This is a genomic window from Paraburkholderia sp. J7, from assembly GCF_905220155.1.
GTDB lineage: Bacteria > Pseudomonadota > Gammaproteobacteria > Burkholderiales > Burkholderiaceae > Paraburkholderia.
In genome coordinates this window covers 286,269-308,948 of record NZ_CAJMYZ010000005.1, presented here as the reverse complement: position 1 = coordinate 308,948, position 22,680 = coordinate 286,269, and the positions used below count along the sequence as shown (strand labels likewise).

Below are 22,680 nucleotides of genomic sequence, written 5' to 3'. Positions count from 1 at the left end.
AAGCGTCCATCGAACATCGCATCTCCTCACATTTGTTATGGAATTTGTTCTAACGCGGCCATTTTTGTATTGCCCAAGCCGGACACAGGATGCCGAACCACGCACCAAGTTGTCAAGCAACGTCAGGCTCTTTGTGAGACTACTGTGAGCCTCTTGTCGGAATCCGTTTGGAGAAAGCGCCTGCAAGGCTTCTGCAGGCGCTTTCCCGACAGCCTTCGCGGGATTACTGCTTCACCAGCTCGCCGTCGCGCAAACGCCACAGCGCGAGCGGATTGTCGTTCTGCAGTGTGACCGGCAGAAGTTCAGCCGGCAGGTCCTGATAGCAGACCGGACGCAGGAAACGCTCGATCGCCATCGCACCGACCGACGTCGTGCGCGCGTCCGAGGTGGCCGGGAACGGGCCGCCGTGAACCATCGCATACGAGACTTCGACACCCGTCGGGAAGCCGTTCGCGAGAATACGGCCGGCCTTGCGCTCGAGAATCGGCATCAGGCGTGCAGCCATCGCGTAGTCGTCGCGGTCGATGTGCAGCGTCGCCGTGAGCTGGCCTTCGAGGTGCTCCGACACGCGCGCGAGTTCGGCTTCGTCGCGGCACGCCACGACCACCGAGGTCGGCCCGAAGATTTCGTCCGACAACGCGTGCTGCGCGAGGAACTGCTCGGCGCTCGCCTTGAAGAGCACCGGCAGCGCGGCGCAATGCGCGTCCGTCTTCGCGCCTTCGGCCAGGTTCTCGATGCCCGGCAACTGCTTGCGCGCGGCAACCGCTTCGCCATACGTCGAGGCGATGCCCGCCGTCAGCATGCTTTGCGAGGGCTTCTGCGTGAGCGCGGCGCTTGCCGCCTTCACGAAGCGGTCGAGTTCCGGCGAGTCGATCGCGAGCACGAGGCCCGGGTTCGTGCAGAACTGGCCCACGCCCATCGTGAGCGAATCGACGAAGCCTTGCGCGAGCGCTTCGCCGCGCGCGGCCAGCGCCGCGGGCAACACGAACATCGGGTTGATGCTGCTCATTTCGGCGTAGACCGGAATCGGCTCGGGACGCGCGGCCGCGATGTGCGAGAGCGCGAGACCGCCGCGGCGCGAACCCGTGAAGCCCACGGCCTTGATGGCCGGATGCGCCACGAGCGTTTCGCCCGCTTCATTGCCGCCGCCGAAGACGAGCGAAAACACGCCTTCGGGCAGGCCGACGTCAGCCACGGCCTGCTGGATCGCGCGGCCCACGAGTTCCGAGGTGCCGGGGTGCGCCAGATGCGCCTTCACGACGACCGGGCAGCCGGCGGCCAGCGCCGAAGCCGTATCGCCGCCCGCCACCGAGAACGCCAGCGGGAAGTTGCTCGCACCGAACACGGCCACGGGGCCGACCGGAATGCGATGCGCGCGCAGGTCCGAGCGCGGCAGCGGCTTGCGCTCAGGCAGCGCCGAGTCGAGCACGGCGCCGCACCAGCGGCCGTCGCGCACAAGCGACGCGAAAAGACGCAGTTGGCCGACCGTGCGGCCACGCTCGCCTTCCAGGCGCGCCTTGGGCAGCGCCGATTCGAGATGCGCGCGCTCGATCAGCGCGTCGCCGATGCCGAGAATGCGTTCGGCGATCGCTTCGAGCAGGCGCGCACGCGTTTCGTGCGGGGCCGCGCGGAAGGCGTCGAACGCCTGCGCCGCGAGTTCACAAGCGCGCGCGACTTCGGTCTTGCCGCCGAGGCCGAACGACGGCTCGATCTCCTGACCGAGCGCGGGCGCGAAGGCGCGCATCTCGCCCGCCTCGCCGCGCACCGCTTGCGCGCCCAGCAGCATTGCTCCAGTAATCTGCATGTTCGCTCCGTTCAATTGCTTTTCGCCGCCGCTTACGCGTTGGCCGTCTGGGCCGAAGCGGCCAGCTTCTGCTCGAATGCGAGCAGCGCCTTGGCGGCCTCGCCGATCGCCGGCAGCGCCTCAGCGGGCGACTGCGAGAGCAGCGGCAGGATCGGGCCCATGTCGGCGATGCCCGAGAGCGTCACGGCGTCGTGCAGCACGCGGATCAGCGAGATGTCGTCGCGCAGCGTTTCGAGCGGCATGAAGGCATCGTAGAGGCGTTGCGCTTCTTCCGCACGACCTTCCTTAGCGGCCTTCAAGAGCGCCATGATGGTGTTCGAAGCGATACAGCCCGAGCCCGTGGTCCAGGCGGCCAGACCGAAGTCGCGCACGTGAACGAGCGCCGGGCGCTCGCCCATGCCCGAGACGACCTTCGAAGCCGGCACGCTTTGCAGCAGGCGGCGCAGATACGGGTCGTTCGCCGGGTCCTTGCGCACGATGGCGTACTTGACGGCGATGAGGGTGCCACGGTCGATCAGGCGCACGAGCGTGTCCACGTCGACATAGTCTTCGCTCTTGATATAGAGCGTGAGCGGAATGCCTGCGGTGTCGGCAATGCGCGTGAGGCCCGCTTCCACGCCTGCGGGCGTGGTGAAGCCGGACAGCGGCAGCACCATGCCCGTCTTGTACGACGTTTGCGCGAGGATGCGCGCCTGGTCGAGCATCTTGCCGTAGTCAGGACCGATGGCCGGAATCACGCGCGTTTCGGGCGCGGTGAGGTCGGCGAGCATGTCAAGCAACTCACGGAATTCGCTCACGGCGACGTGGTACAGATTCGCATTGCCGCCGTACAGCAGCGTGCGAATGCCGCCCGCTTCCATATGGCGGATCAGCTTGCCGTTCTGTTCAACGTCGAGGGAGAAGTCGGGGCGGCGTGCGAGCGGCGGCACTGCCATCACAGTCGAGGCGAATTCGCTCTCGACAATCGGGGACACGTTCATGAGGCCTCGTGCTGGGATGGAGGGTTGTCAATACCGTGCACAGTAGCATCGGCTCGCCTTAGTTGTCAAACAACTTGTTGCATTTGTTAGGGTTTGTTCGGAGGGCCCCGCTGCAGGGCCCGCCCCGCCCCTGCGCGGCGGGGACAGGCCCCGTAAAGGAATATTGTAGAATCGCCCTCCAATCGTGGAACCGGTTCCATTTAACATCTGCGTTCCTTGGCCGTCGCGGTGGCATGTCACGCGCAGCGGGCAAGATCGCTACGCGGACACGATCGAATCACGCCGCGCCGAACTCATACAGAATCCCACAATGTCTGAATCTCCTCTCACGACACGCCGCGGCTTCCTACGCACGGCAGCGGTGCTCGTGCCGGCCAGCGCCCTGGCGGGCTGCGAGGGCGGCAAGCAGCCGTCGAGCGAAACCGCCACGGCGGGTAGCGCCGCCTCTGCGCCGAGCGCCACGCCTCAAGCCGGGCAAGCCGCCGCTTACAAGCCGCGCTTTTTCGACGCGCGCGAGTGGGCTTTCGTCGAAGCCGCCGCCGACCGCCTGATTCCCGCCGATTCCGAAGGTCCCGGCGCGCTGGAGGCGGGCGTGCCCGAATTCATCGACCGGCAGATGGAGACGCCCTACGCGCACGGCGCGCTCTGGTACATGCAGGGGCCGTTCCAGCAAGGCGTGCCCGAACTCGGCTACCAGTTGAAGCTCGTGCCGCGCGACATCTACCGGCTCGGCATCCAGGCCGTGAACGCTTACTGCACGAAGGCGTACGGCAAGGACTTCGACGCGCTCGACGCCAGCACGCGCGACAGCGTGCTCAGCGCGCTCGAAGCGGGCAAGGTCGAACTGGACGGCGTGCCGGCTTCCGTGTTCTTCGGCCAGTTGCTGCAGAACACGCGCGAAGGCTACTTCTGCGACCCGATCCACGGCGGCAACCGCGACATGGCCGCGTGGAAGATGATCGGCTTCCCCGGCGCGCGCGCCGATTTCATGGATTTCGTCAACCAGAACGGCAAGCCTTACCCGTACGGCCCGGTCTCGATCAACGGAGAGCGTACGTAAATGGCGATCAAGAAACCTCACGTCGATGCCGTGGTTGTCGGCTTCGGCTGGACCGGCGCGATCCTCTCGAAGGAACTGACCGAAGCGGGCCTCACCGTGGTTGCGCTCGAACGCGGCGAGTATCGCGACACCTACCCCGACGGCGCGTACCCCAACACCATCGACGAGCTCACGTACAACATCCGCAAGAAGCTGTTCCTCGACCTTTCGAAGACCACCGTCTCGATCCGCCACGGTGTGAACGACACGGCGCTGCCCTACCGCCAGCTCGCCGCGTTCCTGCCTGGCGAAGGCGTGGGTGGCGCGGGCCTGCACTGGTCCGGCGTGCATTTCCGTATCACGCCCGAAGAGCTGCGCCTGAAGAGCCACTACGAGGAGCGCTACGGGAAGAAGTTCATCCCCGAAGGCATGACGATCCAGGACTACGGCGTGAGCTACGACGAACTGGAGCCGCACTTCGACTTCGCTGAGAAGGTGTTCGGCACCTCGGGCCAGGCGTACAAGGTCAAAGGCAATGTGGTCGGCGACGGCAACGTGTTCGAAGCCGCGCGCAGCGACAACTTTCCGTTGCCCGCGCAACTGAATACCTATTCGGCGCAGCGCTTCTTCGATGCGTCGAAGTCACTCGGTCTGCATCCGTACCGGCTGCCTTCGGCCAACACGTCGGGGCCGTACACGAACCCGTACGGCGTGCAGATGGGCCCGTGCAACTTCTGCGGCTATTGCAGCGGTTACGCGTGCTACATGTACTCGAAGGCTTCGCCGAACCTCAACATCCTGCCCGCGCTCAAGCAGGAAAAACACTTCGAGTTGCGCTCGAAGTGTCACGTGCTGCGCGTCGAACTCGACGACACGAAAAAGCGCGCCACGGGCGTGACCTATATCGATCCAGCGGGCCAGGAAGTGTTCCAGCCAGCCGACCTCGTGATCGTCTCGGCGTTCCAGTATCACAACGTGCACCTGCTGCTGCTCTCCGGCATCGGCAAGCCCTATGACCCGGTCACGGGCGAGGGGGTGGTGGGCCGCAACTTCGCGTACCAGAACCTCTCGACCATCACGGCGTTCTTCGACAAGGACACGTGGACAAATCCGTTCATCGGCGCGGGCGGCAACGGCGTGGCCGTGGACGACTTCAACGCCGACAACTTCGACCACGGGCCGCTCGGTTTCGTGGGCGGCTCGCCGCTGTGGGTGAACCAGGCGGGCGTGAAGCCGATCAGCGGTATCGCCACGCCCGCGGGCACGCCGAACTGGGGCGCCGGGTGGAAGAAGGCCGTCAAGGACCACTACGCGCACACCATTTCGATGGACGCGCACGGCTCCAACATGTCGTATCGCGACGTGTACCTCGACCTCGATCCGACCTACCGCGACGCGTACGGCCAGCCGCTGTTGCGCATGACCTTCGACTGGAAGGACAACGACATCAAGATGGCACAGTACGTGACGGGCCAGATGCAAAAGATCGCCGAGGCGATGGGCCCGAAGGCCATCAACGTGTACACGCGCGAATTCGGCGCGCACTTCGACTCGCGCCGCTACCAGACCACCCACCTCGTGGGCGGGGCCGTGATGGGCAACGACCCGAACACCAGCGTCATCAACCGCTATCTGCAGAGCTGGGACGTGCACAACGTGTTCGTGATGGGCGCCTCCGCGTTCCCGCAGGGGATCGGCTACAACCCGACCGGCCTCGTCGCCGCCCTCGCCTACTGGAGCGCGAAAGCCATTCGCAACCAGTATCTGAAGAACCCCGGTCCGCTGGTGAGCGTGTGAAGAGCCGCATGAAGAAGAACCTTTTCTCCGCGTGCGCGAACGTTGCACGCGCAACGGTATCGGGTGCGGCTGTCGCGGCGTTCACATCATTCGCAGCGCACGCGGCCGAACTGCCGAACGCTGCGCTCGTCGCGCATGGCGAATACCTTGCGCGCGCTGGCGACTGCATTGCCTGCCACACCGCACAGGGCGGCAAGCCGTTCGCGGGCGGCCTGAAGTTCGACACGCCCATCGGGGCGATCTACTCGACCAACATCACGCCCGACGCGAACACCGGCATCGGCAAGTGGCGCTACGACGACTTCGCCAAAGCCGTGCGCGAAGGCGTGCGGCCGAACGGCGAGACGCTTTACCCCGCGATGCCCTACCCCTCGTACGCACGCCTGAGCGATGACGACATGAAGGCGCTTTACGCGTACTTCATGTATGGCGTCGGGCCCGTGCAGGCGCAGAACCGAGCCGTGGACATTCCCTGGCCGCTCTCGATGCGCTGGCCGCTCGGCGCCTGGCGCATGCTGTTCGCGCCGAAGGTGCAGGCGTTCGACGGCGCGCACTATAACGATGCGATCGTCGCGCGCGGCGCGTATCTCGTGCAGGGCCTCGGCCACTGCGGCGCGTGCCATACGCCGCGCGCAAGCACGATGCAGGAACTCGCGCTCACCGACCTCGAAGGCGAAGACTTCCTCGCCGGCGGCGGCCCGATCGACGGCTGGGTGCCTTCGAGCCTGCGCGGCAACCCGCGCACGGGCTTAGGCAGCTGGAGCGAGGACGACATCGTGCAGTTCCTCAAGTCCGGGCGCAATCTGCATACGGCCGCGTTCGGCGGCATGACCGACGTGGTTCAGCACAGCATGCAGCACATGAACGACGCGGACCTGCTCGCCATCGCGCGCTACCTGAAGACGCTGCCCCCGAGCGACCCGAAGGAGACGTCGTACGCCTACGATCCCGCCGCCGCGAACAAGCTGCAAAACGGCGATGCGAGCGCACGCGGCGCGGCGGTCTATCGCGACAACTGCATGGCCTGCCACCGCAGCGACGGACGCGGCTACACGCGCGTGTTCCCGGCACTCGGCGGCAACCCGGTCGTGCAGGGTAAGGACCCCACTTCGCTGATTCACGTGCTGCTCGCAGGCAGCGCGCTCGAAGGCACGAAATCCGCGCCCTCGTCGTTCACGATGCCGCCGTTCGGCTGGCGTCTGTCCGACCAGGAAGTGGCCGACGTGTCCACCTTCGTGCGCACGAGCTGGGGCAACGCCGGCGCGCCAGTGAGCGCCGAAGACGTCGCGAAGGTCCGCAAGACCGTCACCGTGAGCACGCCGGAATCACCGCCCGGCGCAACGCTCAAGCGCTAACGCACTTAGCGCCGCCCCTTTTCCTCCCCCGCGTTTCGCGCTTGCGGTCTCGTCTACGAGGCCGCGAGCGCGTGCGCGCAAAACCAGAAAATCGCTCACGAGGCGATCTATAGACGTTGAAACAACAAATGATGAGAAAACACCTGCTCGCCGCACCAGTCTTGTTCTCGCTGGCCGGCGTCGCGCTGGCGCAAGGTTCGGTCACGCTCTATGGCATTGCCGACGCCGGCATCACGTATCGCAGCAACGAGCGTACGGGCACCACGGGCGCGTACACGGGCCATTCGAACGTGGCGCTCTCCACCGGCAATCTCTCGGGCAGCCGCTGGGGCATCAAGGGCAAGGAGGATCTGGGCAACGGGCTCGCGGCCATCTTCCTGCTCGAAGACGGCTTCGACATCACGAACGGCACCTCGGGCCAGAGCGGGCGCCTGTTCGGCCGCCAGGCCTTCGTGGGGCTCGCGGACCAGCGTTACGGCTCGCTCACCATGGGCCGCCAGTACACCTCGCTCGACGACTTCGTCGGGCCGGTCGCGCCCGTGAACTTCATCGGCGGATTCGGCGCGCATCCGGGCGACATCGACGACCTCGACCAGACCACGCGCGTGGACAACTCGATCAAGTACACGAGCGCAAATTATGCGGGCTTCACGTTCGGCGCGCTGTACGGATTTGGCGGCCAGCCTGGCAGCATGAAGCGCAAGAACACGTGGAGCGTGGGCGCGGGCTATGCGAACGGACCGCTGCGCATGGGCGTGGGCTATGAGCGCTCGGACAACAGCAAGACCGGCCTCGACGACCCCACCTACGGCAAGTGGCAGGGCACGTACGACGGCACCTTCAACTCGTCGATCAACGAAGGCTATGCGAGCGCGCAATCGCAGCAGGTCGTGGCGGCAGGCGCGACGTGGGACTTCGGCCCGGCCGTGGTCGGCGTGAACTACAGCAACGTGCAGTACCGCTCAGGCGCGAATTCGCTGTTCTCGGGCAACGCGATCTTCAATATCGCGGGTATTTTCACGCAGTGGAACGTGCAGCCGCGCACCCATTTATTCGTGGGCTACAGCTATACGCGTGGCAGCGCCGTGGAAGGCGTGGACGAGGACGCGCAGTATCACAACGTTTCGGTTGGCGCGACTTACGATCTCTCGACGCGCTCGACGGTGTATCTGCTCGCGGGCTACCAGCATGCATCGGGCATGACGCTCGACGCCGCCGGCAATCCGGTCGCGGCGACGGCTTCAGTGTCCGACAAGGGCAACGGTCACTCGTCGGCCACGCAGTCGCAAGCCATCGTGAGCGTGGGCTTGCGTCAGAAGTTCTAAGCAAACTTCGACTTCGTTGCCGATGCAACGAAACTGCGGGCGCTCATGGCGTGAGCGCCCGCTTTTTTCAGCTGCGCTGCCGTTCAGTGCAGCACCTCGGGCCGGTCCAGCAGGCCGTAGAACTCGTCGATCGTCACGGTAGGCGCGAACTGCGAAAGCGTGGCGGCGATCACATCGTCGCAAATTGCCGATCCCGCCGCCGATTCGAACTGAACCCCGGCCGCGGCGGCCTGGCTTTCGGCCAGTTCGAGGGCGATCGACAGGATGAAGCGTGCGTCGGTCTGGGTGAGTAGGGTTTTCATGCATGCTCTAACGGCGCACGCGCGGGGAATCTTTAGGGTTTTGTGGGGTTTCGTGAGGTCTGGTAATGGTTGCGCGCGCTCCTATGCTTAACGCGTACGCGCCACGAACTGCCCGGGACTCGTGCCCGTCAATCGTCGGAACATTGCAATGAAAGCCGACGACGTGGCGTACCCCAAATCCAGCGCCACGGCCTCGACGCTGCGCCCCGCGTGCAACATGGGCAGCGCGTTCACGAGCCGGATGCGCTGGCGCCACTCCGTCAACGACATGCCCAGCTCGTGTTGCGCGCGGCGCATGAGCGTGCGCTCGCTCATGTGAAACGCATCGGCCAGCTCGGCGAGCGAGCGGTTGTCGGCGGGATTCTGGCGCAGCACCTGGAGGATCGCGTTGAGATCGGCGTCGTCGGTATGCGGCACGAAGCTGCCCGTGGTCGCGCAGGTCGACAGCTGATCCACGAGCACGCGCAACAGACGCGCGCGCGGCGCTTCCCCCTCTTCTTCCACCGGCGTCACGCGCAGATGTTCGAGGATCGCGCGCACGAGCGGCGACACCATCACCGCGCAACTCGTTGCCGGCATGCGCGTACACAGGTCGCGGCTGATGTACACCGAGCAATGCACCGTCTCCTGCTCGTTGAAGCCCACGTGTTCCGTGCCCGGCGCGATCCAGAGCCCGAGATGCGGCGGCGTGATGTAGTGCTCGTCGCCCGCCTTCACCTCGGTCGTGCCGCTGAACGCGTAGACGAACTCGCCCCACGGGTGGCACATCTGCGGATAAGTGGCGTGCGAAGGCATGTGCTCCATGCGGAAGAACACGGGCGTGGGCAGCACGTCGGTGAAGGGCGGCAGGCGCAGATGGCGCGCCGGGCGCGCACGGTCAGGCGCTTTAGGCAGGTTGGGCATGGCGGTCTGAGGCTATCGATTGTCAGTTTTGCGCTATATGCGCGCATCCCGACGCATCAATACTACGCCCACTGCCAACAAACTTCAGCCGAATCCTTCAAGTCAGCGAGTCCGCAATGAGAAAGCAAGTCGACGCAACGGCCGTGGCCATCATGGTGGCGCTATGCCTCGCATGGGGTCTGCAACAGGCCGCGATCAAGGCGGTGGCCGGGGACATCCCGCCCATGCTGCAGATCGGGCTGCGCTCGGGCGTGGCGGCGGCGCTCGTCTGGCTCTTCAACCGGCTCGTTTCGCGCGAGCGCTGGCTGCCGGGCGTGGCGCGCGGCGCCGGGCTCGTCACGGGTGGCCTGTTCGCGATCGAATTCGTGTTCGTGGCCATGGGCCTGCGCTGGACCAATGCCTCGCACATGGCCGTGTTTCTCTATACCGCGCCGATGTTCGCGGCCATCGGCCTGCATCTGCGCCTGCCCGACGAACGCCTCGCGCGGCTGCAATGGGTCGGCATTGCGATCGCCTTCGCGGGCATCGCCATCACGTTCCTCGGGCCCGCGCTGCTGGGCGACGGCACACCGGGCTCGCCGTTGTGGCTGCTCGGCGACTTCATGGGCCTGTGCGCGGGTGCGGCGTGGGGGCTCACCACCGTTGTCGTGCGCACGAGCCGCCTGAGCGAGGCCCCCGCCACGCAAACGCTCTTCTATCAACTGGCGGGCGCTTTCGTCGTGCTGATGCCGTTCGCGTTTCTGACCGGCCAGGCGCATTTTCGGGGCACGCCGCTCGCCCTGGCCTCCCTCGCCTTCCAGACGCTGCTCGTCTCGTTCGTGAGCTATCTCGTGTGGTTCTGGCTGCTGCGCCGTTATCTGGCGGCTCGCCTCGGCATTCTCTCGTTCATGACGCCGCTGTTCGGCGTGGCGTTCGGCGTCGTGCTGCTGCACGAGCGCGTGGAACCCGCGTTCCTCTTTGGCTCGGCGCTCGTGCTGGTGGGTCTGCTGGTGGTGAACGCGCAAAGCTGGGTCCGCCAGGCGTTCGGCCGCCGTGCCGCCAACGCGCGCGGCGCGCAGGCTTCCTGAGCGGAAGTCGTTCGCTACGCCACCGCGTCGCCGCGCTTGCCCATCGGCAGTTCGCGCACGACCACGTACTCGGGATCGCGCTGCTGGCGCGCAAAGATCCCAAGAATCTCGCGCCACGCGGGCCACAGCCCCGCATAGGGCTTCGGCATTTGCGAAGCCACCGCAGCATAAAAACCGGGCAGCGCATGAAACGGCACGCTCGGAAACATGTGATGCTCGATGTGATAGTTCATGTTCCAGTAGAGAAAACGCACCGCGGGATTGAGCATCACCGTGCGGCTCGACACGCGGTGATCGAGCACATTCTCCTTGAGCCCCGTGTGCTGCGTGAGCGCGCACAGTTCGTGCAGCCAGGTGCCATAGGCACGCGAAACGAACAGGAACAGGATCGGCAGCCAGCTGTGCGCGAGCAGCGCCCAGGCGAACACGGCCACGTAGCACGCGAGCAGCACGCGTGAATTCGCGCACATCTTGCGGTACTCGGTTGGCGGCACAACGTCCTTCGCGCCCTTCGTCACGATGCCGAAGCTGTGCAGCACGATCGCGCCGAGAAACTGGATGCCATGCGAAATGCGCAAGAAATCCGTCACGAGCTTCACGTAGCTGAGCGGCCGCTTGAACGCCAGTTCGGGGTCCTGATAAGGTTCGGCAGTCAGATGCGTGAAGGTGTGGTGCCGCGCATGCAGCCAGCGGCTGTACACCTGTTCGCGCCACGACATGAAGCAGATGATCCAGTAGGCGGTCTCGTTCATCCAGCGCGTCTTGAACGCGGTCCCGTGCCCCAGCTCGTGCGCGGCGGCCTCGCTGAACGCGAACACCGTGCCGTACAGGAAGAAAGCGGGAATTGCCCAGGCCGTGCCAAGCGAATACCACGCGAGCACGCCAGTCGCCACGACGAGCGCGAGGAAGCCGCCCACCTGCATCAGCCCCCGCGCGTCAGTGCGCGTGGAAAATGCCTTGAGGCGCTTGCGGTCGATTTCCACCCGGTACCACGCATTCATGTCGATGTTCATTTGCCGTGCTCCGCGCGAGAGGTTGTCTCTTTCATGCCTGCCTTCACCGGTACGAACCCGCGTACTTCTGCACGGGCGCAAGGTTGTCGCGCGTGACGAAGCTCGGACCGGAACTCACCGTCGAACCGGTATAAACCGGCTTGAGGTCGTACTTCGCGAGACGCGCCGCCACCTTCTTGTCGTCCTTGAGCGCGGCGACGATATGGGCCGGGTCAGTGGTCTTGTCGCGCACCGCGATCGCCATCGCCGCCACCGAGAGATAACCCTGAAGATAGGGCTGCTGATCGATTGCGAACTGGATCTGCCCTGCCTGAACGGCCTTGAGGATATCCGGCGAAAGATCGAACGTTGCGACATAGAGCTTGCCGGCCTTGCCCGCGTCGGTCACGCCGCGCAGCACGCCCATTGCCTGATCGGGACCGAGCGCGAGAATCGCCTGAGTGTTCGGATGCGAGCGCAGATACGCGGCCACCTTGCTTTCGATGACGGTCGGGTCTTCGCCGCTATCCATCGTGGACTTCTTGTAGTCGGCACCGATGGCGTCGGCAAAACCCTTGCAGCGGTCCCACAGCGCCTGGATGTCCGCACCGTGATTCACACAGAGAAAGTCGTGAATGCCGGCAGCTTTCGCGCGCTCGCCCGCGGCTTTGCCCGCTTCGTATTCGGGCTGGCCGATGTGCAGGATCGCACCGAGCTTCATGCCCGCTTCCGGGCCGCCGTTGATCGTGATGACCGGAATATGCTTCGCCTTCACACCCGCGAGGCCTTTCTGGATCATCTCCTGATTCGGCACCGTGGTGATGACGCCCGCGTAGTTGCGCGCCGAGGCCTGTTCGAGAATGCGGACCATGTCGCCGGTGTCGCCCGTGGGCGGATTGCGGTAATCGACCGGCACGCCGAAGTCTTCACTCGCGTCGCGCATGCCGTTTTTCACGGTGTTCCACCACACATTCGAATCCGAGCCGTGACTCACCATCACGAAGCGCTCGTCGGCATGCGCCGCATTCGCCGCGAATCCGCTACAGAGCGCCATTGCCGCGAGCGCGGCCGCGCACATGCGGCCCACGCGAAATCTCGTCATGTTCATGGGGTGTCTCCAGTTTGTGTCGTGTCGATGTCCGCGCGGACGGCCCGTTTGGATGGTTAAAATGTAGTTGAATGAATTTCCGCTCTCAAACGGATTCTTGAGGATAATTCCTCAGAATCACTCGTCTACTGGAAAGCACGGAAAGCGCGCATGAACACGAGACGCAAACCCACGATGGAAGACGTCGCGACGGCCTCGGGCGTGAGCTATTCCACGGTCGAGCGCGTGTTGAACGGGCGCGGCGGCGTGGCGCGCGACAAGGAAGCGCGCGTGCTCGAATGGGCGCGCAAGCTCAAGATGGATCGCGCGCTGGACGAAGTGTCCGTGCGCTGGCTGCGCGTTGCCATCGTCACGCAGAAACCCGATTCGCCCTACTACGTCGCCTTGCGGCACGGCTTCGAGCTTGCGCAGAAGTCGTTCGAAACCTACCGCGTGATGTGTCAGCTCACGTTCTTCGACGACCTCGAACCGAAGTCGCTCGCGCGCGTGATCGAGCGCGCCGCGCAGAAGGCCGACGCGATGATCGTCGTGGCTTATGAGCATCCGGTAGTGGTGGATGCGCTCTCGCGTGTGGCGCACAAGATGCCGCTCGTCACCATTGCGAGCGATCTGCCCGACACGGGGCGCCTTGCTTACGTGGGCATCGACAACCGCTGCGCGGGGCGCACGGCGGGCGAATTGATGGGCCGCTTTCTCGGCGAGACGGGCGGCCAGGTCCTGGTGATCGCGGGCCTGCGCACGTATCTAGGCCACGAGGAGCGCGACGGCGCCTTCCGCTCGGTGCTGCGCAGCCGCTTTCCGGCCTGCGAAGTCGTCGCCACAGTAGAAAGCCGTGAAGACGCCGCCTCGACCGAACGCCTCACACGCGACGCCTTCAAGAAATATCCGGCATTACGCGGCATCTACAATCTTTCGGTTGGCGACGAAGGGATTGCGCGTGCGCTCAAGGCGCTCAAGCGCGAGCACGCAACGACCCTGATCGGCCACGAACTCACGACTATCAGCCGTGCGCTGCTCGCCGAAGGCGTGATGGACGCCGTGCTCGATCAAAGCCCGTTCGTCGAGGCCGTACGCGCCGTCGAGGTGATTCTCGCCCACTACAACCGCGGCGCCGCCGCGAGCTTGCCGCTGCAAACGCCGATGTCGATTTATCTGCAGGCGAATTTACCGCCAGCAACGGCGTAATACGCGATTCAAGCGCAAAGCGGTGACGGCCTCGCGCCGCAAGCTTCGGCTTTCTGAGGTAAAGTCGCTCGGGTTCCGACTTACAGCGAATCCAACGACGATGGAAAACCACTCCACTTTCACGCCGGTAGCGCTCGAACACGCGAGCCGCCTCATCAACCACGGCCCCACGGTGCTCGTCACCAGCAGCGACGGCAAGCGCCACAACGTCATGGCCGCCGCGTGGTCGATGCCCGTGGAATTCACGCCGCCGCGTATTGCCATCGTGATCGACAAGCGCACGTTCACTCGCGAACTGATCCATGCGAGCGGCACGTTCGGCGTGATCATTCCGGGCGCCGCCGCCATCGACCTGACCTATGCCGTGGGCAGTGTGAGCGGCCGCGAGACCGACAAGTTCGAGCGCTTCAAGATCGCCGCCATTACCGGCCCGAAGCTCGGCTTGCCTTTGCTCGAAACGGGCTGCTCCGCGTGGATGGAATGCCGCCTGATTCCCGAGCGGCACACGGAAGACGCCTACGACACGTGCTTCGCCGAAGTGGTTTCAGCCGCAGCCGATCCGCGCGCCTTCCGCAATGGCCACTGGGAACTCGACAGCAGCAACGCGGACCTGCACACGATCCACCATCTGGGCGCCGGCAATTTCGTGCGCGCGAGCGACACGATCAAGGCGCGCGAACTCGCGTAAGCGCGCAAGCGTCGTCAAGCCGATTCGAGCTCGCGCCCACGCGTTTCAGGCAGCGTGAGCGCGGCCACGATCAGCACGCCATAGGCCGCGATCGCGAAGATGCCGATGCTCGGCCCAAGACCGAACTGCTTGGCAAGGGCGCCGATCAGAAACGGAAACAGCGCGCCGATTGCACGGCCCACGTTGTAACAGAAGCCCTGCCCCGAGCCCCGCACGCGCGTGGGAAAGAGTTCGGTGAGAAACGCGCCCATGCCCGAGAAAATGCCCGACGCGAAGAAGCCGAGCGGAAAGCCGAGCCAGAGCATCGAGGCATTCGTGAGCGGCAGCGAGGTGTAGGCGAACGCAATGACCATCGAACCCGCCGCAAAGAGGATGAAGTTCGGCTTGCGGCCGATCCGGTCGGTGAGCCACGCGCTCGAAAGATACCCCACGTATGACCCTGCGATGATCATCGCGAGATAGCCGCCCGTGCCCATCACCGTGAGATGGCGCTCGGTCTTGAGAAACGTGGGCAGCCAGGTGGTGATGGCGTAATAGCCGCCTTGCGCCCCCGTTGCGAGCAGTGCCGCGCGCAAGGTGGTCCAGCGCAGCTTCGGTGCGAAGATTTCCGTGAAGCGCGGCGCGTCGCCCGCTTCGGCCTGTGCCGCCTTGGCGCTCCGGAATACTTCGGGTTCCTTCACATACCGGCGAATCACAAGCACGAGCAGCGCCGGAACGAGACCCACGAGGAACAGCGAGCGCCACGCCAGTTCGGCCGGCAAAACCGAGAACAGGACCGCGTAGAGCAGCGCGGCGAGCCCCCAGCCGAGCGCCCAGCCCGCTTGCACGAGGCCCACGGCCTTGCCGCGATCCTTCGCGCGGATCACCTCGCCGATCAGCACGGCGCCCGCGGTCCATTCGCCGCCAAAACCGAAGCCCATCAACGCACGCGCGGCCAGCAACTGCCCGTAGTTCTGCGCAAGCCCGCACAGGCCCGTGAAGACCGCGAACCATAGCACCGTGAGTTGCAGCGTGCGCACGCGGCCAATGCGGTCGGAGAGGATGCCCGCGAGCCAGCCGCCAAGCGCCGACGAAAGCAGCGTGAGCGTGCCGATGAAGCCCGCATTGCCAAGGCTGATGCCCCAACTCGCGACCAGCGTGGGAATCACGAACGAGAGCATTTGCGTATCCATGCCGTCGAGCATGTAGCCGACCTTGCAGCTCCAGAACGCCTGACGCGCCTGCGGCGAAGCGTGCGCGTACCAGGAACGCTCCTGCGCCGAAGATAGCGCCGAGTCAGCGGCAGGCGACGCGAGTGTCTTGCTGTCCATCTGTTGCTCCTTTTGATAGACGTGCTGATGAATTCCGGGCGCGGCTCGCTCAGAACACCGCTAGCGATGCGTTGGTGATGTCGGTCATGAGCATGTGGCCCGGCGCGTGCGCAATCGCGAGCGGCAGCTTCGCGTCCATCAACGCCGTTTGCGGCGTCACGCCGCAGGCCCAGTACACCGGCAGTTCGCCCGCGCGGATCGTGACCGCGTCGCCGAACTCGGGCCGCGCGAGGTCCGCAATGCCCAGCTCCGCCGCATCGCCGATATGCACCGGCGCGCCATGCACGCCGGGAAAGCGGCTCGTGATCTGCACCGCGCGTATGGCGTCGGCGCCACGCATGGGACGCATCGAGACGACGAGATCGCCGCCGAACACGCCCGCGCGCTGGTTTGCGCGGCGCGTGCGGTACATCGGCACATTGCAGCCCTCTTCCACGTGACGCAAAGGAATGCCTTCGAGCGCGAGCATGTGCTCGAACGAGAACGAGCAGCCAATGGCGAACACGACGAAATCGTCCTGCCAGAGCGCTTCGAGCGAATCCACGCGTTCGCTCAGTTCGCCATGGCGATACACGTTGTACGCCGGCACGTCGGTGCGGATATCGATATCGCGGCCGAGCACCGGCACACGGAAATCGCCGGGCGCGCCCACGCCAAGCAACGGGCACGCCTTCGGATTCGCATGACAAAAGCGCAGAAAGTCGTGCGCGTAGGGCTCGGGCAGGATCGCAAGATTGGCCTGCGCGTACTCGCCGCAATGTCCGGCCGTGGGGCCGCGAAAGTCGCGTGTGCGTACAGCAAGCCGGAATTCGTAGGGGGTCATGGCTTCGGGGCGTGACTGGCGTGACTGGATTAGGCCGAAGCATAGAAAAGACAAAATATTGACGCCAACTAGTTTTTCTTCAGTCGGACGAATAGAATTTCTTAACGGAATCGCGGGTTTTCCCGAGGTTTCATCGTTACTCTCGCCCACGCGCGCCATGAATACGCGATTCCTCGAAACCTTCGTCACGCTCGCGAAGCTGCGCAGCTTTCGCACCACGGCCACGGCGCTGCACGCCACGCCCGCCGCCATTTCGCAGCGTCTCAAGGCGCTCGAAGACGAACTGCACACCGTGCTCGTCGATCGCGAGAGCCGCGAATTCCGCCTCACGCCTAATGGCGAACATCTGCTCGGCTACGCGAAGGCCGTGGTGGAGGCGACGCGCCAGTTGCAGGCCGCAGCGTCCACCGAAGGCACCATGCGCGGCAAGCTGCGCCTCGGCGTGATCGAAACGGTGGTGCATAGCTGGCTCGCCGATTACATGCGCCGGCTTAGCCAGGACTATCCGCAACTCGAAGTGGAGCTTGCTGTGGATGTGAGCGTCGTGTTGCAGCGGCGTCTCATGGCGGGCGAGCTCGACCTCATCATTCGCGTGGAAGGCAGCGACGAGGCCTCGGTGGTGTGCGACGCGCTCGCCAACTACCCGGTGCACTGGATCGCACGCGCGGGCCTCTTTCCTCCCTCGCGCAGCTCGCTCGCGCGGCGCGTGCTGCAGCATCCAATCCTGACCTTCGGCCGCGGAACGGCGCCGCATCGCGCACTCGAAGACATCGTGAGCAAGCTCGCGCTTGCGAACGGGGTGAACATCTCCGACACGCGCATTACCGGGTCGCCCTCGATCTCCGTGATCGTGCAGCTCGTGCGCGACGGCTTCGGCGTGGCCGCCATTCCGCGCCTCTTCGTCGACGATCTCATCGCGCGCGGAGAGGTGGTCGAACTCCCGCTGCAGCCATCGCCGCCTTCGATCGTCGTCTCGATGTCGCGGCGCACCGACGCGCCGCTATTCGTGCACGGCGCGGCGAACGCCGCGCGTGCGGCGTGTCACGACTATTGCGCGCACAGCGAAAAGCGGCTGATCGAGCGGCTTTGAGTGGCGCCCAGTTGGCGCTTGCATTTACATCAGGCCGCTATGATCGCGTGTGGCGTGGAATAGCCACAAATACTTCGCATGCCAAACATTTAGAAACATCCCGCGGTGCGTTTTTGGAACGGCCAGGAGCCACGCATGAGCGATAGCATCGAAACGCAGACCTCGTTTGGCAGTCCGCAGGCAAGCACGCAAACCGGACGACTCGGCTACCTGCCCGTTGCGCTGTTCGGTTCGGTCATGGGGCTCGCCGGGCTCTCTTCCGCATGGCGGCTCGCGCACCGCGTGTATGGCATGCCGCTGTGGGTCGCCCAAGCCTTCGGCGTGCTTGCGATGCTGGCGTTCTTGTTGATCGGCTTTGGCTACGCCGTCAAATGGCTCACCGGCCCCCATGCCGTAAAAGCCGAATTCAACCACCCCATTGCCGGCAATCTCTTTGGGACCGTGTTCATCAGCCTGCTTCTGCTACCCATCCCGCTTGCCGACTTGAGCGTGCCGTTCGCGCGCGCGGTGTGGATCGCCGGCACAATCGGCATGATCGTATTTGCGTGGTTCGTCATCACGCGCTGGCTCAGTCAGCGTCAGCAGCCGTCGCACGCCACGCCCGCGTGGATCGTGCCGGTCGTCGGGCTCATCGACATTCCACTCGCCACGCCGGCCATTCAGATCACGGGGGTGAATGGCGTCCTGCTGCTCGCGCTCGCGGTAGGCCTCTTTTTCGCTGTGCCGCTCTTCACGCTCATCTTTTCGCGCCTGATGTTCGAAGAGCCGATGCCCCACAATCTGCAGCCGACGCTCCTCATTCTGCTCGCGCCGTTCGCCGTGGGCTTCTCGGCCTATGTCACCGTGACGGGCGAAGTCGATCGCTTTGCCGACGCGCTCTACATGCTCACGCTGTTCCTGCTCACCGTGCTCGTGGGCCGCTTGCGTTACATCGCGATAACCTGCCCTTTCCGGCTCTCGTGGTGGGCCGTGAGTTTTCCGCTTGCGGGCTCGGTGAGTTGCGCCGAACGCTACGCCGACCATGCGCCGGGTCCCGTCACGCATGGCATCGCGATCTTCTTGCTCGCAACGGTCACGCCGCTGCTGCTCCTGTTGGCCGTCCGCACGTTGTGGGGCGTGCTGCGCGGAGAACTCGAAGCACTGGCCCACTAGCGAGCCAGCACGACCGCGCTTGAATTTTATAGACGATCGGTCTAATATCGTCGGCATGGAACCGACCATCGACAAACCGCGCCGCGGCAGGCCGCCGAAAGACCCGCGCGCGCATGCCGACACACGCGCAACGCTCATTCGCGCGGGCATGGAAATGCTGACCGAACAGAGCTTCGCGGCCACGGGGCTGGACGCCGTACTCAAGCGCGTGAACATTCCCAAGGGCTCGTTCTACCATTACTTCGAGAGCAAGGAAGCGTTCGGGCGCGAGTTGATGAGCGCGTACGATACGTACTTCTGCGCGAAGCTCGACCGCTGGCTGCAGGACGACACGCGCCCCGCTTTGGAGCGCCTTGGCGCCTTTGTCGAAGACGCCAGCAAAGGCATGGCCCGCCACCACTACACGCGCGGCTGCCTCGTCGGCAATCTCGGCGTGGAGGTGGACATCCTGCCCGACGACTTTCGCGAAACGCTCGAACGCATTCTGCAGGGCTGGCAGGCGCGTATCGTGGCGTGCCTGCGCGAGGCCCAGCGCGAAGGGGTGCTCGCGAAGCGAATCGACCTGACTTCCCTCGCCGCTTTCTTCTGGATTGGCTGGGAAGGCGCCGTGCTGAGAGCGCGACTCGTGCGCAGCGCGGCTCCCCTCGACACCTTCTTCAAAGGCTTCATCGCCGGCTTGCCTCGCGCGTGAGCCGAGACAACGCCAACCATTCACCGTTTCAGGAGCAGGATGCATCATGTTCAAGGCCATTCTCATTGATAAGGAATCCGGATCGTATGAGGCACGCATCGCCGAGCTAGACGACGCACGTTTGCCGGAAGGCGACGTGCTCGTCGATGTCGGCTACAGCACACTGAACTACAAGGATGGCCTCGCGATCACCGGCAAAGGCCCGGTCGTGCGCAGCTTTCCCATGGTTCCGGGCATCGATTTCGCCGGCACGGTCGCGCACAGCGCCAACCCTGCCTATGCGGTGGGCGACGCGGTCGTGCTCAACGGCTGGGGCGTTGGCGAACAGCACTGGGGCGGGCTCGCGCAAAAGGCGCGCGTTAAGGGCGATTGGCTCATTCCGCTTCCGCCGGGGTTCACGCCGCGCCAAACGATGGCAGTCGGCACGGCCGGATACACGGCCATGCTGTGTATTCTCGCGCTCGAACGGCACGGCATCACACCCTCGCATGGTGAGGTGCTCGTCACCGGCGCGAGCGGCGGCGTAGGCAGCTTTGCCATTGCGATGCTCACGCGCCGAGGCTATCGCGTGGCGGCCTCGACCGGCAGGCCGCAAGAGGCGGAGTATTTGAAACAGCTTGGCGCCGTCGAAATCATCGACCGTGCCTCGCTATCGGAGCCGGGCCGCCCGCTGCAAAAAGAACGCTGGGCTGCCGCGATCGATTCGGTGGGCGGCCACACGCTGGCGAACGTGTGCGCGAGCTTGCGCGCAGACGGCGCAGTGGCCGCTTGCGGCCTTGCACAAGGCATGGATTTTCCGGCCACGGTCGCGCCATTCATTCTGCGCGGCGTGAGCCTGCTCGGCATCAATAGCGTGACGCGTCCGTTCGCGGAGCGGCAGCAAGCGTGGCATGCGCTGGGAGAAACGCTCGACCTCAAACAGCTCGATACGATTACTCATGAAATCGGCCTGGCCGAAGCCATTCCGGCCGCAAGCGAACTGCTCGCCGGGCGTGTGCGCGGGCGGCTCGTAGTCGACGTCAAGCGCTAACAGGCGCAGCAGCGGCGATTCAACGCTTCATGATTGCGCCGCTTTTGCGAACCAACCAGTCACGCCCCTTTCGCGAACGCGCGCGGCGTGACCCCGAGTAGCCGCGTCATCCAGTGCGCCATATGACTTTGATGCGCAAACCCCGCTTCGAGCGCCACCTGGCTCAGGCTGAGTTTGCCTTCGACAAGGAGCGCCCTCGCCCGCTCCACGCGCCGCCGCACGACATATTGATGCACCGGCATGCCCAGCGTCTCGCGAAACAGCGCCTTGAAATGCGGCACGCTCAAGTCGACTAGCGCGGCAAGTTCGCCGAGCGTGAGGCGCTGATCGAGATGGCTCTCGATGTAATCGGTCACGCGCGCCGCTTTATGTGCCGCCAGCACGGCGGCCCGGCCTTGAGGTGCATCCGCGCCACTGAGCAGCCGTACGACCATTGCGGTGGAAATGCTCTCGGCGAACAGCGGGTCGCAAGCGGTGCCCGCTTCGATCTCGGCCAGCAGCGCTCCCGCCAGCGCATTGATACGTGGATCGCGCAACTGGAGATGCGGGCGAATCCCGCGCTCACCCCACGGGTTCTCCATCTGCTGCGCAATCGATCTCACGAAACGGTCGTCGAACCATACGCGCAGAATCGTGCAATCGCCATCGTCCGTCCATTCGCCTTCAACCCCGGCCGGGACCACATCGGCGTCGCCGTGCGCCTGGAGACGCGACTGCCGGCGGCCGTCGCACGCGCATCTCGCACGCACCGGCGTGCCGATATGGATGCCGACGCGGTGATACGTCATCGCGGGAAGGCGATGCTGCCCCGCACTCACACGCAGCAGTTCGGCACCGCCGCCATGCCAGCCCAACCCAACGCTCGAACGCAGGCTGATGCTGGCTCCCGCGTGCTGGTTCGAATCTGCAGTCACTGCGCTCATGACATTCCTCTTCGACGCTCAAGCCGTGCGGGAAATCGTGCGATGTTCGCGGCCAGTTTACTGGATTACGGCAACGCTCGCGCAGCGTGCAATGGCGGACGTATTCAATCATCCGTTTCTGCGCAACGCCATCCTTTCCTGCGCGCCACACTGCGTTCGTTTTCCTACGATGACGCAGACCTCGCAAACCAGGAGAAAGCGATCATGTTCGTGATTTTTGGAGCATCGGGAAAGGCCGGGCGCGTCACCGCTGCCGCGTTGCGCCGTGCGGGCAAGCCGGTACGCGCCGTGGTGCGTCAAGCACGCCAGGGCGAGAGCCTCGCGGCGCTGGGCTGCGAAATCGCGCTCGCCGATCTCACCGACCCGCACTCGGTCGCGGCCGCGATCAAGGGCGCACATGCCGTTCAGTTGTTATGCCCCGTTCCATCCGGTGATACGGATCCCGAAACAACGATGCGCGCGATGATCGACGTCGCCGCCGACGCCTTGCGCGAAAATCCGCCCGCCGCGCTGCTCGCCATTTCCGACTATGGTGCGGAACTGCCGTTGAATACGGGCATTACGCGGCTGTATCACTACCTGGAAAAGCGGCTGAAGCCCGTTGCAACGCAACTCACGCTGCTGCGCTCAGCGGAACATATGCAGAACTGGGCGGCGTTCATTCCCGGCGCGCTTGCCAGCGGTACGCTGCCAAGCCTCCATCTGCCTTTGGAGCACCGCTTTCCCTCGGTGGCCGCACAGGACGTCGGCGCAGCGAGCGCCGAGTTGCTGCTCGATTCGCAGCAGTCAGACACGGCGCGAATTGTGAGCATCGAGGGACCGCAGAGAGTCAGTGTGAACGACATCGCGGCGGCACTCAGCGAAGCGGGCGGTCGCACGATCACGCCTCATGCGCTGCCGCGCGAATCGTGGACGCCTATGCTGCTCAAGGCCGGACTCAGCGAGAATCACGCGCGGCTCATCACCGACCTTTACGACGTCTACAACACCGGCCGCATCGATGTGGAAGCGAGCCGCAGCGAGCGGCGTTTCGGCACGACCGCATTACCAGACGTGTTCGGCCCGCTCGTTGCGAAATTCAACCGCCAATAATACGCACGCCGCGATGAAAAAACG

The 22,680-nt window shown here is 64.8% G+C and carries 21 protein-coding genes; 12 read left to right on the top strand and 9 right to left on the bottom strand.

Translation table 11 applies throughout. The features are described 5' to 3' along the window. Positions 1–223: 223 nt before the first annotated feature. Both U5A58_RS10800 and U5A58_RS10795 read right to left on the bottom strand, forming a co-directional pair. Positions 224–1,804, bottom strand: coding sequence for an aldehyde dehydrogenase (NADP(+)) (locus U5A58_RS10800; protein WP_321961440.1), 1,581 nt, complete (start codon positions 1,802–1,804; stop codon positions 224–226). A gap of 32 nt (positions 1,805–1,836) precedes the next feature. Further along, a complete protein-coding gene (locus tag U5A58_RS10795; RefSeq protein WP_321961439.1) occupies positions 1,837–2,784 on the bottom strand; it encodes a dihydrodipicolinate synthase family protein in 948 nt (315 codons plus the stop codon). A gap of 310 nt (positions 2,785–3,094) precedes the next feature. Between U5A58_RS10795 and U5A58_RS10790 the strand changes: the two genes are divergently transcribed. From U5A58_RS10790 to U5A58_RS10775, 4 genes are all read left to right on the top strand, one after another. Beyond that, positions 3,095–3,844: a gluconate 2-dehydrogenase subunit 3 family protein gene (locus U5A58_RS10790; RefSeq protein ID WP_321961438.1), complete on the top strand. Its 750-nt coding sequence runs from the start codon at positions 3,095–3,097 to the stop codon at positions 3,842–3,844. Continuing rightward, positions 3,845–5,620: a GMC family oxidoreductase gene (locus U5A58_RS10785; RefSeq protein WP_321961437.1), complete on the top strand. Its 1,776-nt coding sequence runs from the start codon at positions 3,845–3,847 to the stop codon at positions 5,618–5,620. Positions 5,621–5,628: 8 nt separating this feature from the next. Next, a complete protein-coding gene (locus tag U5A58_RS10780; RefSeq protein ID WP_321961436.1) occupies positions 5,629–6,975 on the top strand; it encodes a cytochrome c in 1,347 nt (448 codons plus the stop codon). Between the two features lie 131 nt (positions 6,976–7,106). Continuing rightward, positions 7,107–8,300 carry a porin gene (locus U5A58_RS10775; RefSeq protein WP_321961528.1) on the top strand — a complete coding sequence of 398 codons (1,194 nt, stop codon included), beginning with the start codon at positions 7,107–7,109 and terminating at the stop codon, positions 8,298–8,300. An 83-nt stretch (positions 8,301–8,383) separates the two neighbouring features. On the opposite strand, the gene U5A58_RS10770 is transcribed toward U5A58_RS10775, so the two are convergent. Together U5A58_RS10770 and U5A58_RS10765 are read right to left on the bottom strand one after the other, a co-directional pair. Continuing rightward, positions 8,384–8,602, bottom strand: a complete 219-nt coding sequence (locus U5A58_RS10770) for a hypothetical protein (RefSeq protein WP_321910728.1) — start codon at positions 8,600–8,602, stop codon at positions 8,384–8,386. Between the two features lie 87 nt (positions 8,603–8,689). After that, the gene (locus U5A58_RS10765) at positions 8,690–9,505 is read right to left on the bottom strand and encodes a helix-turn-helix transcriptional regulator (protein WP_321961435.1); all 816 of its coding nucleotides are present in this window, start codon (positions 9,503–9,505) and stop codon (positions 8,690–8,692) included. Between the two features lie 116 nt (positions 9,506–9,621). Between U5A58_RS10765 and U5A58_RS10760 the strand changes: the two genes are divergently transcribed. After that, the gene (locus U5A58_RS10760) at positions 9,622–10,572 is read left to right on the top strand and encodes a DMT family transporter (protein WP_321961434.1); all 951 of its coding nucleotides are present in this window, start codon (positions 9,622–9,624) and stop codon (positions 10,570–10,572) included. Positions 10,573–10,586: 14 nt separating this feature from the next. Here the strand turns inward: U5A58_RS10760 and U5A58_RS10755 are convergent, their stop codons facing one another. Continuing rightward, positions 10,587–11,585, bottom strand: coding sequence for a fatty acid desaturase (locus tag U5A58_RS10755; RefSeq protein ID WP_321961433.1), 999 nt, complete (start codon positions 11,583–11,585; stop codon positions 10,587–10,589). Positions 11,586–11,628: 43 nt separating this feature from the next. Further along, positions 11,629–12,672 (bottom strand): sugar ABC transporter substrate-binding protein, encoded by a 1,044-nt coding sequence (locus U5A58_RS10750; RefSeq protein WP_321910724.1) that lies wholly within the window; start codon positions 12,670–12,672, stop codon positions 11,629–11,631. Between the two features lie 150 nt (positions 12,673–12,822). On the opposite strand from U5A58_RS10750, the gene U5A58_RS10745 reads away from it, so the two are divergent. Then, entirely contained in the window at positions 12,823–13,857 is a 1,035-nt protein-coding gene (locus U5A58_RS10745; RefSeq protein ID WP_321961432.1) for a LacI family DNA-binding transcriptional regulator, read from the top strand. Between the two features lie 100 nt (positions 13,858–13,957). Further along, positions 13,958–14,545: a flavin reductase family protein gene (locus U5A58_RS10740; protein ID WP_321910721.1), complete on the top strand. Its 588-nt coding sequence runs from the start codon at positions 13,958–13,960 to the stop codon at positions 14,543–14,545. Between the two features lie 14 nt (positions 14,546–14,559). On the opposite strand, the gene U5A58_RS10735 is transcribed toward U5A58_RS10740, so the two are convergent. Together U5A58_RS10735 and U5A58_RS10730 are read right to left on the bottom strand one after the other, a co-directional pair. Then, positions 14,560–15,855 carry an MFS transporter gene (locus tag U5A58_RS10735; protein WP_321910719.1) on the bottom strand — a complete coding sequence of 432 codons (1,296 nt, stop codon included), beginning with the start codon at positions 15,853–15,855 and terminating at the stop codon, positions 14,560–14,562. Positions 15,856–15,904: 49 nt separating this feature from the next. After that, complete coding sequence (locus U5A58_RS10730; RefSeq protein ID WP_321961527.1) at positions 15,905–16,708, bottom strand: putative hydro-lyase; 804 nt, start codon at positions 16,706–16,708, stop codon at positions 15,905–15,907. A gap of 127 nt (positions 16,709–16,835) precedes the next feature. On the opposite strand from U5A58_RS10730, the gene U5A58_RS10725 reads away from it, so the two are divergent. The 4 genes from U5A58_RS10725 (at position 16,836) to U5A58_RS10710 (ending at position 20,641) form a co-directional block, all read left to right on the top strand. Beyond that, the gene (locus tag U5A58_RS10725; protein ID WP_321910714.1) at positions 16,836–17,768 is read left to right on the top strand and encodes a LysR family transcriptional regulator; all 933 of its coding nucleotides are present in this window, start codon (positions 16,836–16,838) and stop codon (positions 17,766–17,768) included. A gap of 135 nt (positions 17,769–17,903) precedes the next feature. Further along, a complete protein-coding gene (locus U5A58_RS10720; RefSeq protein ID WP_321961431.1) occupies positions 17,904–18,920 on the top strand; it encodes an SLAC1 anion channel family protein in 1,017 nt (338 codons plus the stop codon). A 55-nt stretch (positions 18,921–18,975) separates the two neighbouring features. Continuing rightward, positions 18,976–19,611: a TetR/AcrR family transcriptional regulator gene (locus U5A58_RS10715; RefSeq protein WP_321910708.1), complete on the top strand. Its 636-nt coding sequence runs from the start codon at positions 18,976–18,978 to the stop codon at positions 19,609–19,611. A 46-nt stretch (positions 19,612–19,657) separates the two neighbouring features. Continuing rightward, on the top strand, positions 19,658–20,641 hold the full coding sequence (locus tag U5A58_RS10710) for an MDR family oxidoreductase (protein ID WP_321910706.1): 984 nt from the start codon (positions 19,658–19,660) through the stop codon (positions 20,639–20,641). A 59-nt stretch (positions 20,642–20,700) separates the two neighbouring features. On the opposite strand, the gene U5A58_RS10705 is transcribed toward U5A58_RS10710, so the two are convergent. After that, complete coding sequence (locus tag U5A58_RS10705) at positions 20,701–21,564, bottom strand: AraC family transcriptional regulator (protein WP_321961430.1); 864 nt, start codon at positions 21,562–21,564, stop codon at positions 20,701–20,703. A gap of 204 nt (positions 21,565–21,768) precedes the next feature. Between U5A58_RS10705 and U5A58_RS10700 the strand changes: the two genes are divergently transcribed. Further along, positions 21,769–22,656, top strand: a complete 888-nt coding sequence (locus U5A58_RS10700; protein WP_321961429.1) for an NAD(P)H-binding protein — start codon at positions 21,769–21,771, stop codon at positions 22,654–22,656. Positions 22,657–22,680: the final 24 nt, after the last annotated feature.

What these genes read in the sequence shown, in the direction of transcription:
- U5A58_RS10800 (WP_321961440.1), bottom strand. Translation starts at nt 1,804, where the DNA reads ATGCAGATTACTGGAGCAATGCTGCTGGGCGCGCAAGCGGTGCGCGGC.
- U5A58_RS10795 (WP_321961439.1), bottom strand. Translation starts at nt 2,784, where the DNA reads ATGAACGTGTCCCCGATTGTCGAGAGCGAATTCGCCTCGACTGTGATG.
- U5A58_RS10790 (WP_321961438.1), top strand. Translation starts at nt 3,095, where the DNA reads ATGTCTGAATCTCCTCTCACGACACGCCGCGGCTTCCTACGCACGGCA.
- U5A58_RS10785 (WP_321961437.1), top strand. Translation starts at nt 3,845, where the DNA reads ATGGCGATCAAGAAACCTCACGTCGATGCCGTGGTTGTCGGCTTCGGC.
- U5A58_RS10780 (WP_321961436.1), top strand. Translation starts at nt 5,629, where the DNA reads ATGAAGAAGAACCTTTTCTCCGCGTGCGCGAACGTTGCACGCGCAACG.
- U5A58_RS10775 (WP_321961528.1), top strand. Translation starts at nt 7,107, where the DNA reads ATGAGAAAACACCTGCTCGCCGCACCAGTCTTGTTCTCGCTGGCCGGC.
- U5A58_RS10770 (WP_321910728.1), bottom strand. Translation starts at nt 8,602, where the DNA reads ATGAAAACCCTACTCACCCAGACCGACGCACGCTTCATCCTGTCGATC.
- U5A58_RS10765 (WP_321961435.1), bottom strand. Translation starts at nt 9,505, where the DNA reads ATGCCCAACCTGCCTAAAGCGCCTGACCGTGCGCGCCCGGCGCGCCAT.
- U5A58_RS10760 (WP_321961434.1), top strand. Translation starts at nt 9,622, where the DNA reads ATGAGAAAGCAAGTCGACGCAACGGCCGTGGCCATCATGGTGGCGCTA.
- U5A58_RS10755 (WP_321961433.1), bottom strand. Translation starts at nt 11,585, where the DNA reads ATGAACATCGACATGAATGCGTGGTACCGGGTGGAAATCGACCGCAAG.
- U5A58_RS10750 (WP_321910724.1), bottom strand. Translation starts at nt 12,672, where the DNA reads ATGAACATGACGAGATTTCGCGTGGGCCGCATGTGCGCGGCCGCGCTC.
- U5A58_RS10745 (WP_321961432.1), top strand. Translation starts at nt 12,823, where the DNA reads ATGAACACGAGACGCAAACCCACGATGGAAGACGTCGCGACGGCCTCG.
- U5A58_RS10740 (WP_321910721.1), top strand. Translation starts at nt 13,958, where the DNA reads ATGGAAAACCACTCCACTTTCACGCCGGTAGCGCTCGAACACGCGAGC.
- U5A58_RS10735 (WP_321910719.1), bottom strand. Translation starts at nt 15,855, where the DNA reads ATGGACAGCAAGACACTCGCGTCGCCTGCCGCTGACTCGGCGCTATCT.
- U5A58_RS10725 (WP_321910714.1), top strand. Translation starts at nt 16,836, where the DNA reads ATGAATACGCGATTCCTCGAAACCTTCGTCACGCTCGCGAAGCTGCGC.
- U5A58_RS10720 (WP_321961431.1), top strand. Translation starts at nt 17,904, where the DNA reads ATGAGCGATAGCATCGAAACGCAGACCTCGTTTGGCAGTCCGCAGGCA.
- U5A58_RS10715 (WP_321910708.1), top strand. Translation starts at nt 18,976, where the DNA reads ATGGAACCGACCATCGACAAACCGCGCCGCGGCAGGCCGCCGAAAGAC.
- U5A58_RS10710 (WP_321910706.1), top strand. Translation starts at nt 19,658, where the DNA reads ATGTTCAAGGCCATTCTCATTGATAAGGAATCCGGATCGTATGAGGCA.
- U5A58_RS10705 (WP_321961430.1), bottom strand. Translation starts at nt 21,564, where the DNA reads ATGAGCGCAGTGACTGCAGATTCGAACCAGCACGCGGGAGCCAGCATC.
- U5A58_RS10700 (WP_321961429.1), top strand. Translation starts at nt 21,769, where the DNA reads ATGTTCGTGATTTTTGGAGCATCGGGAAAGGCCGGGCGCGTCACCGCT.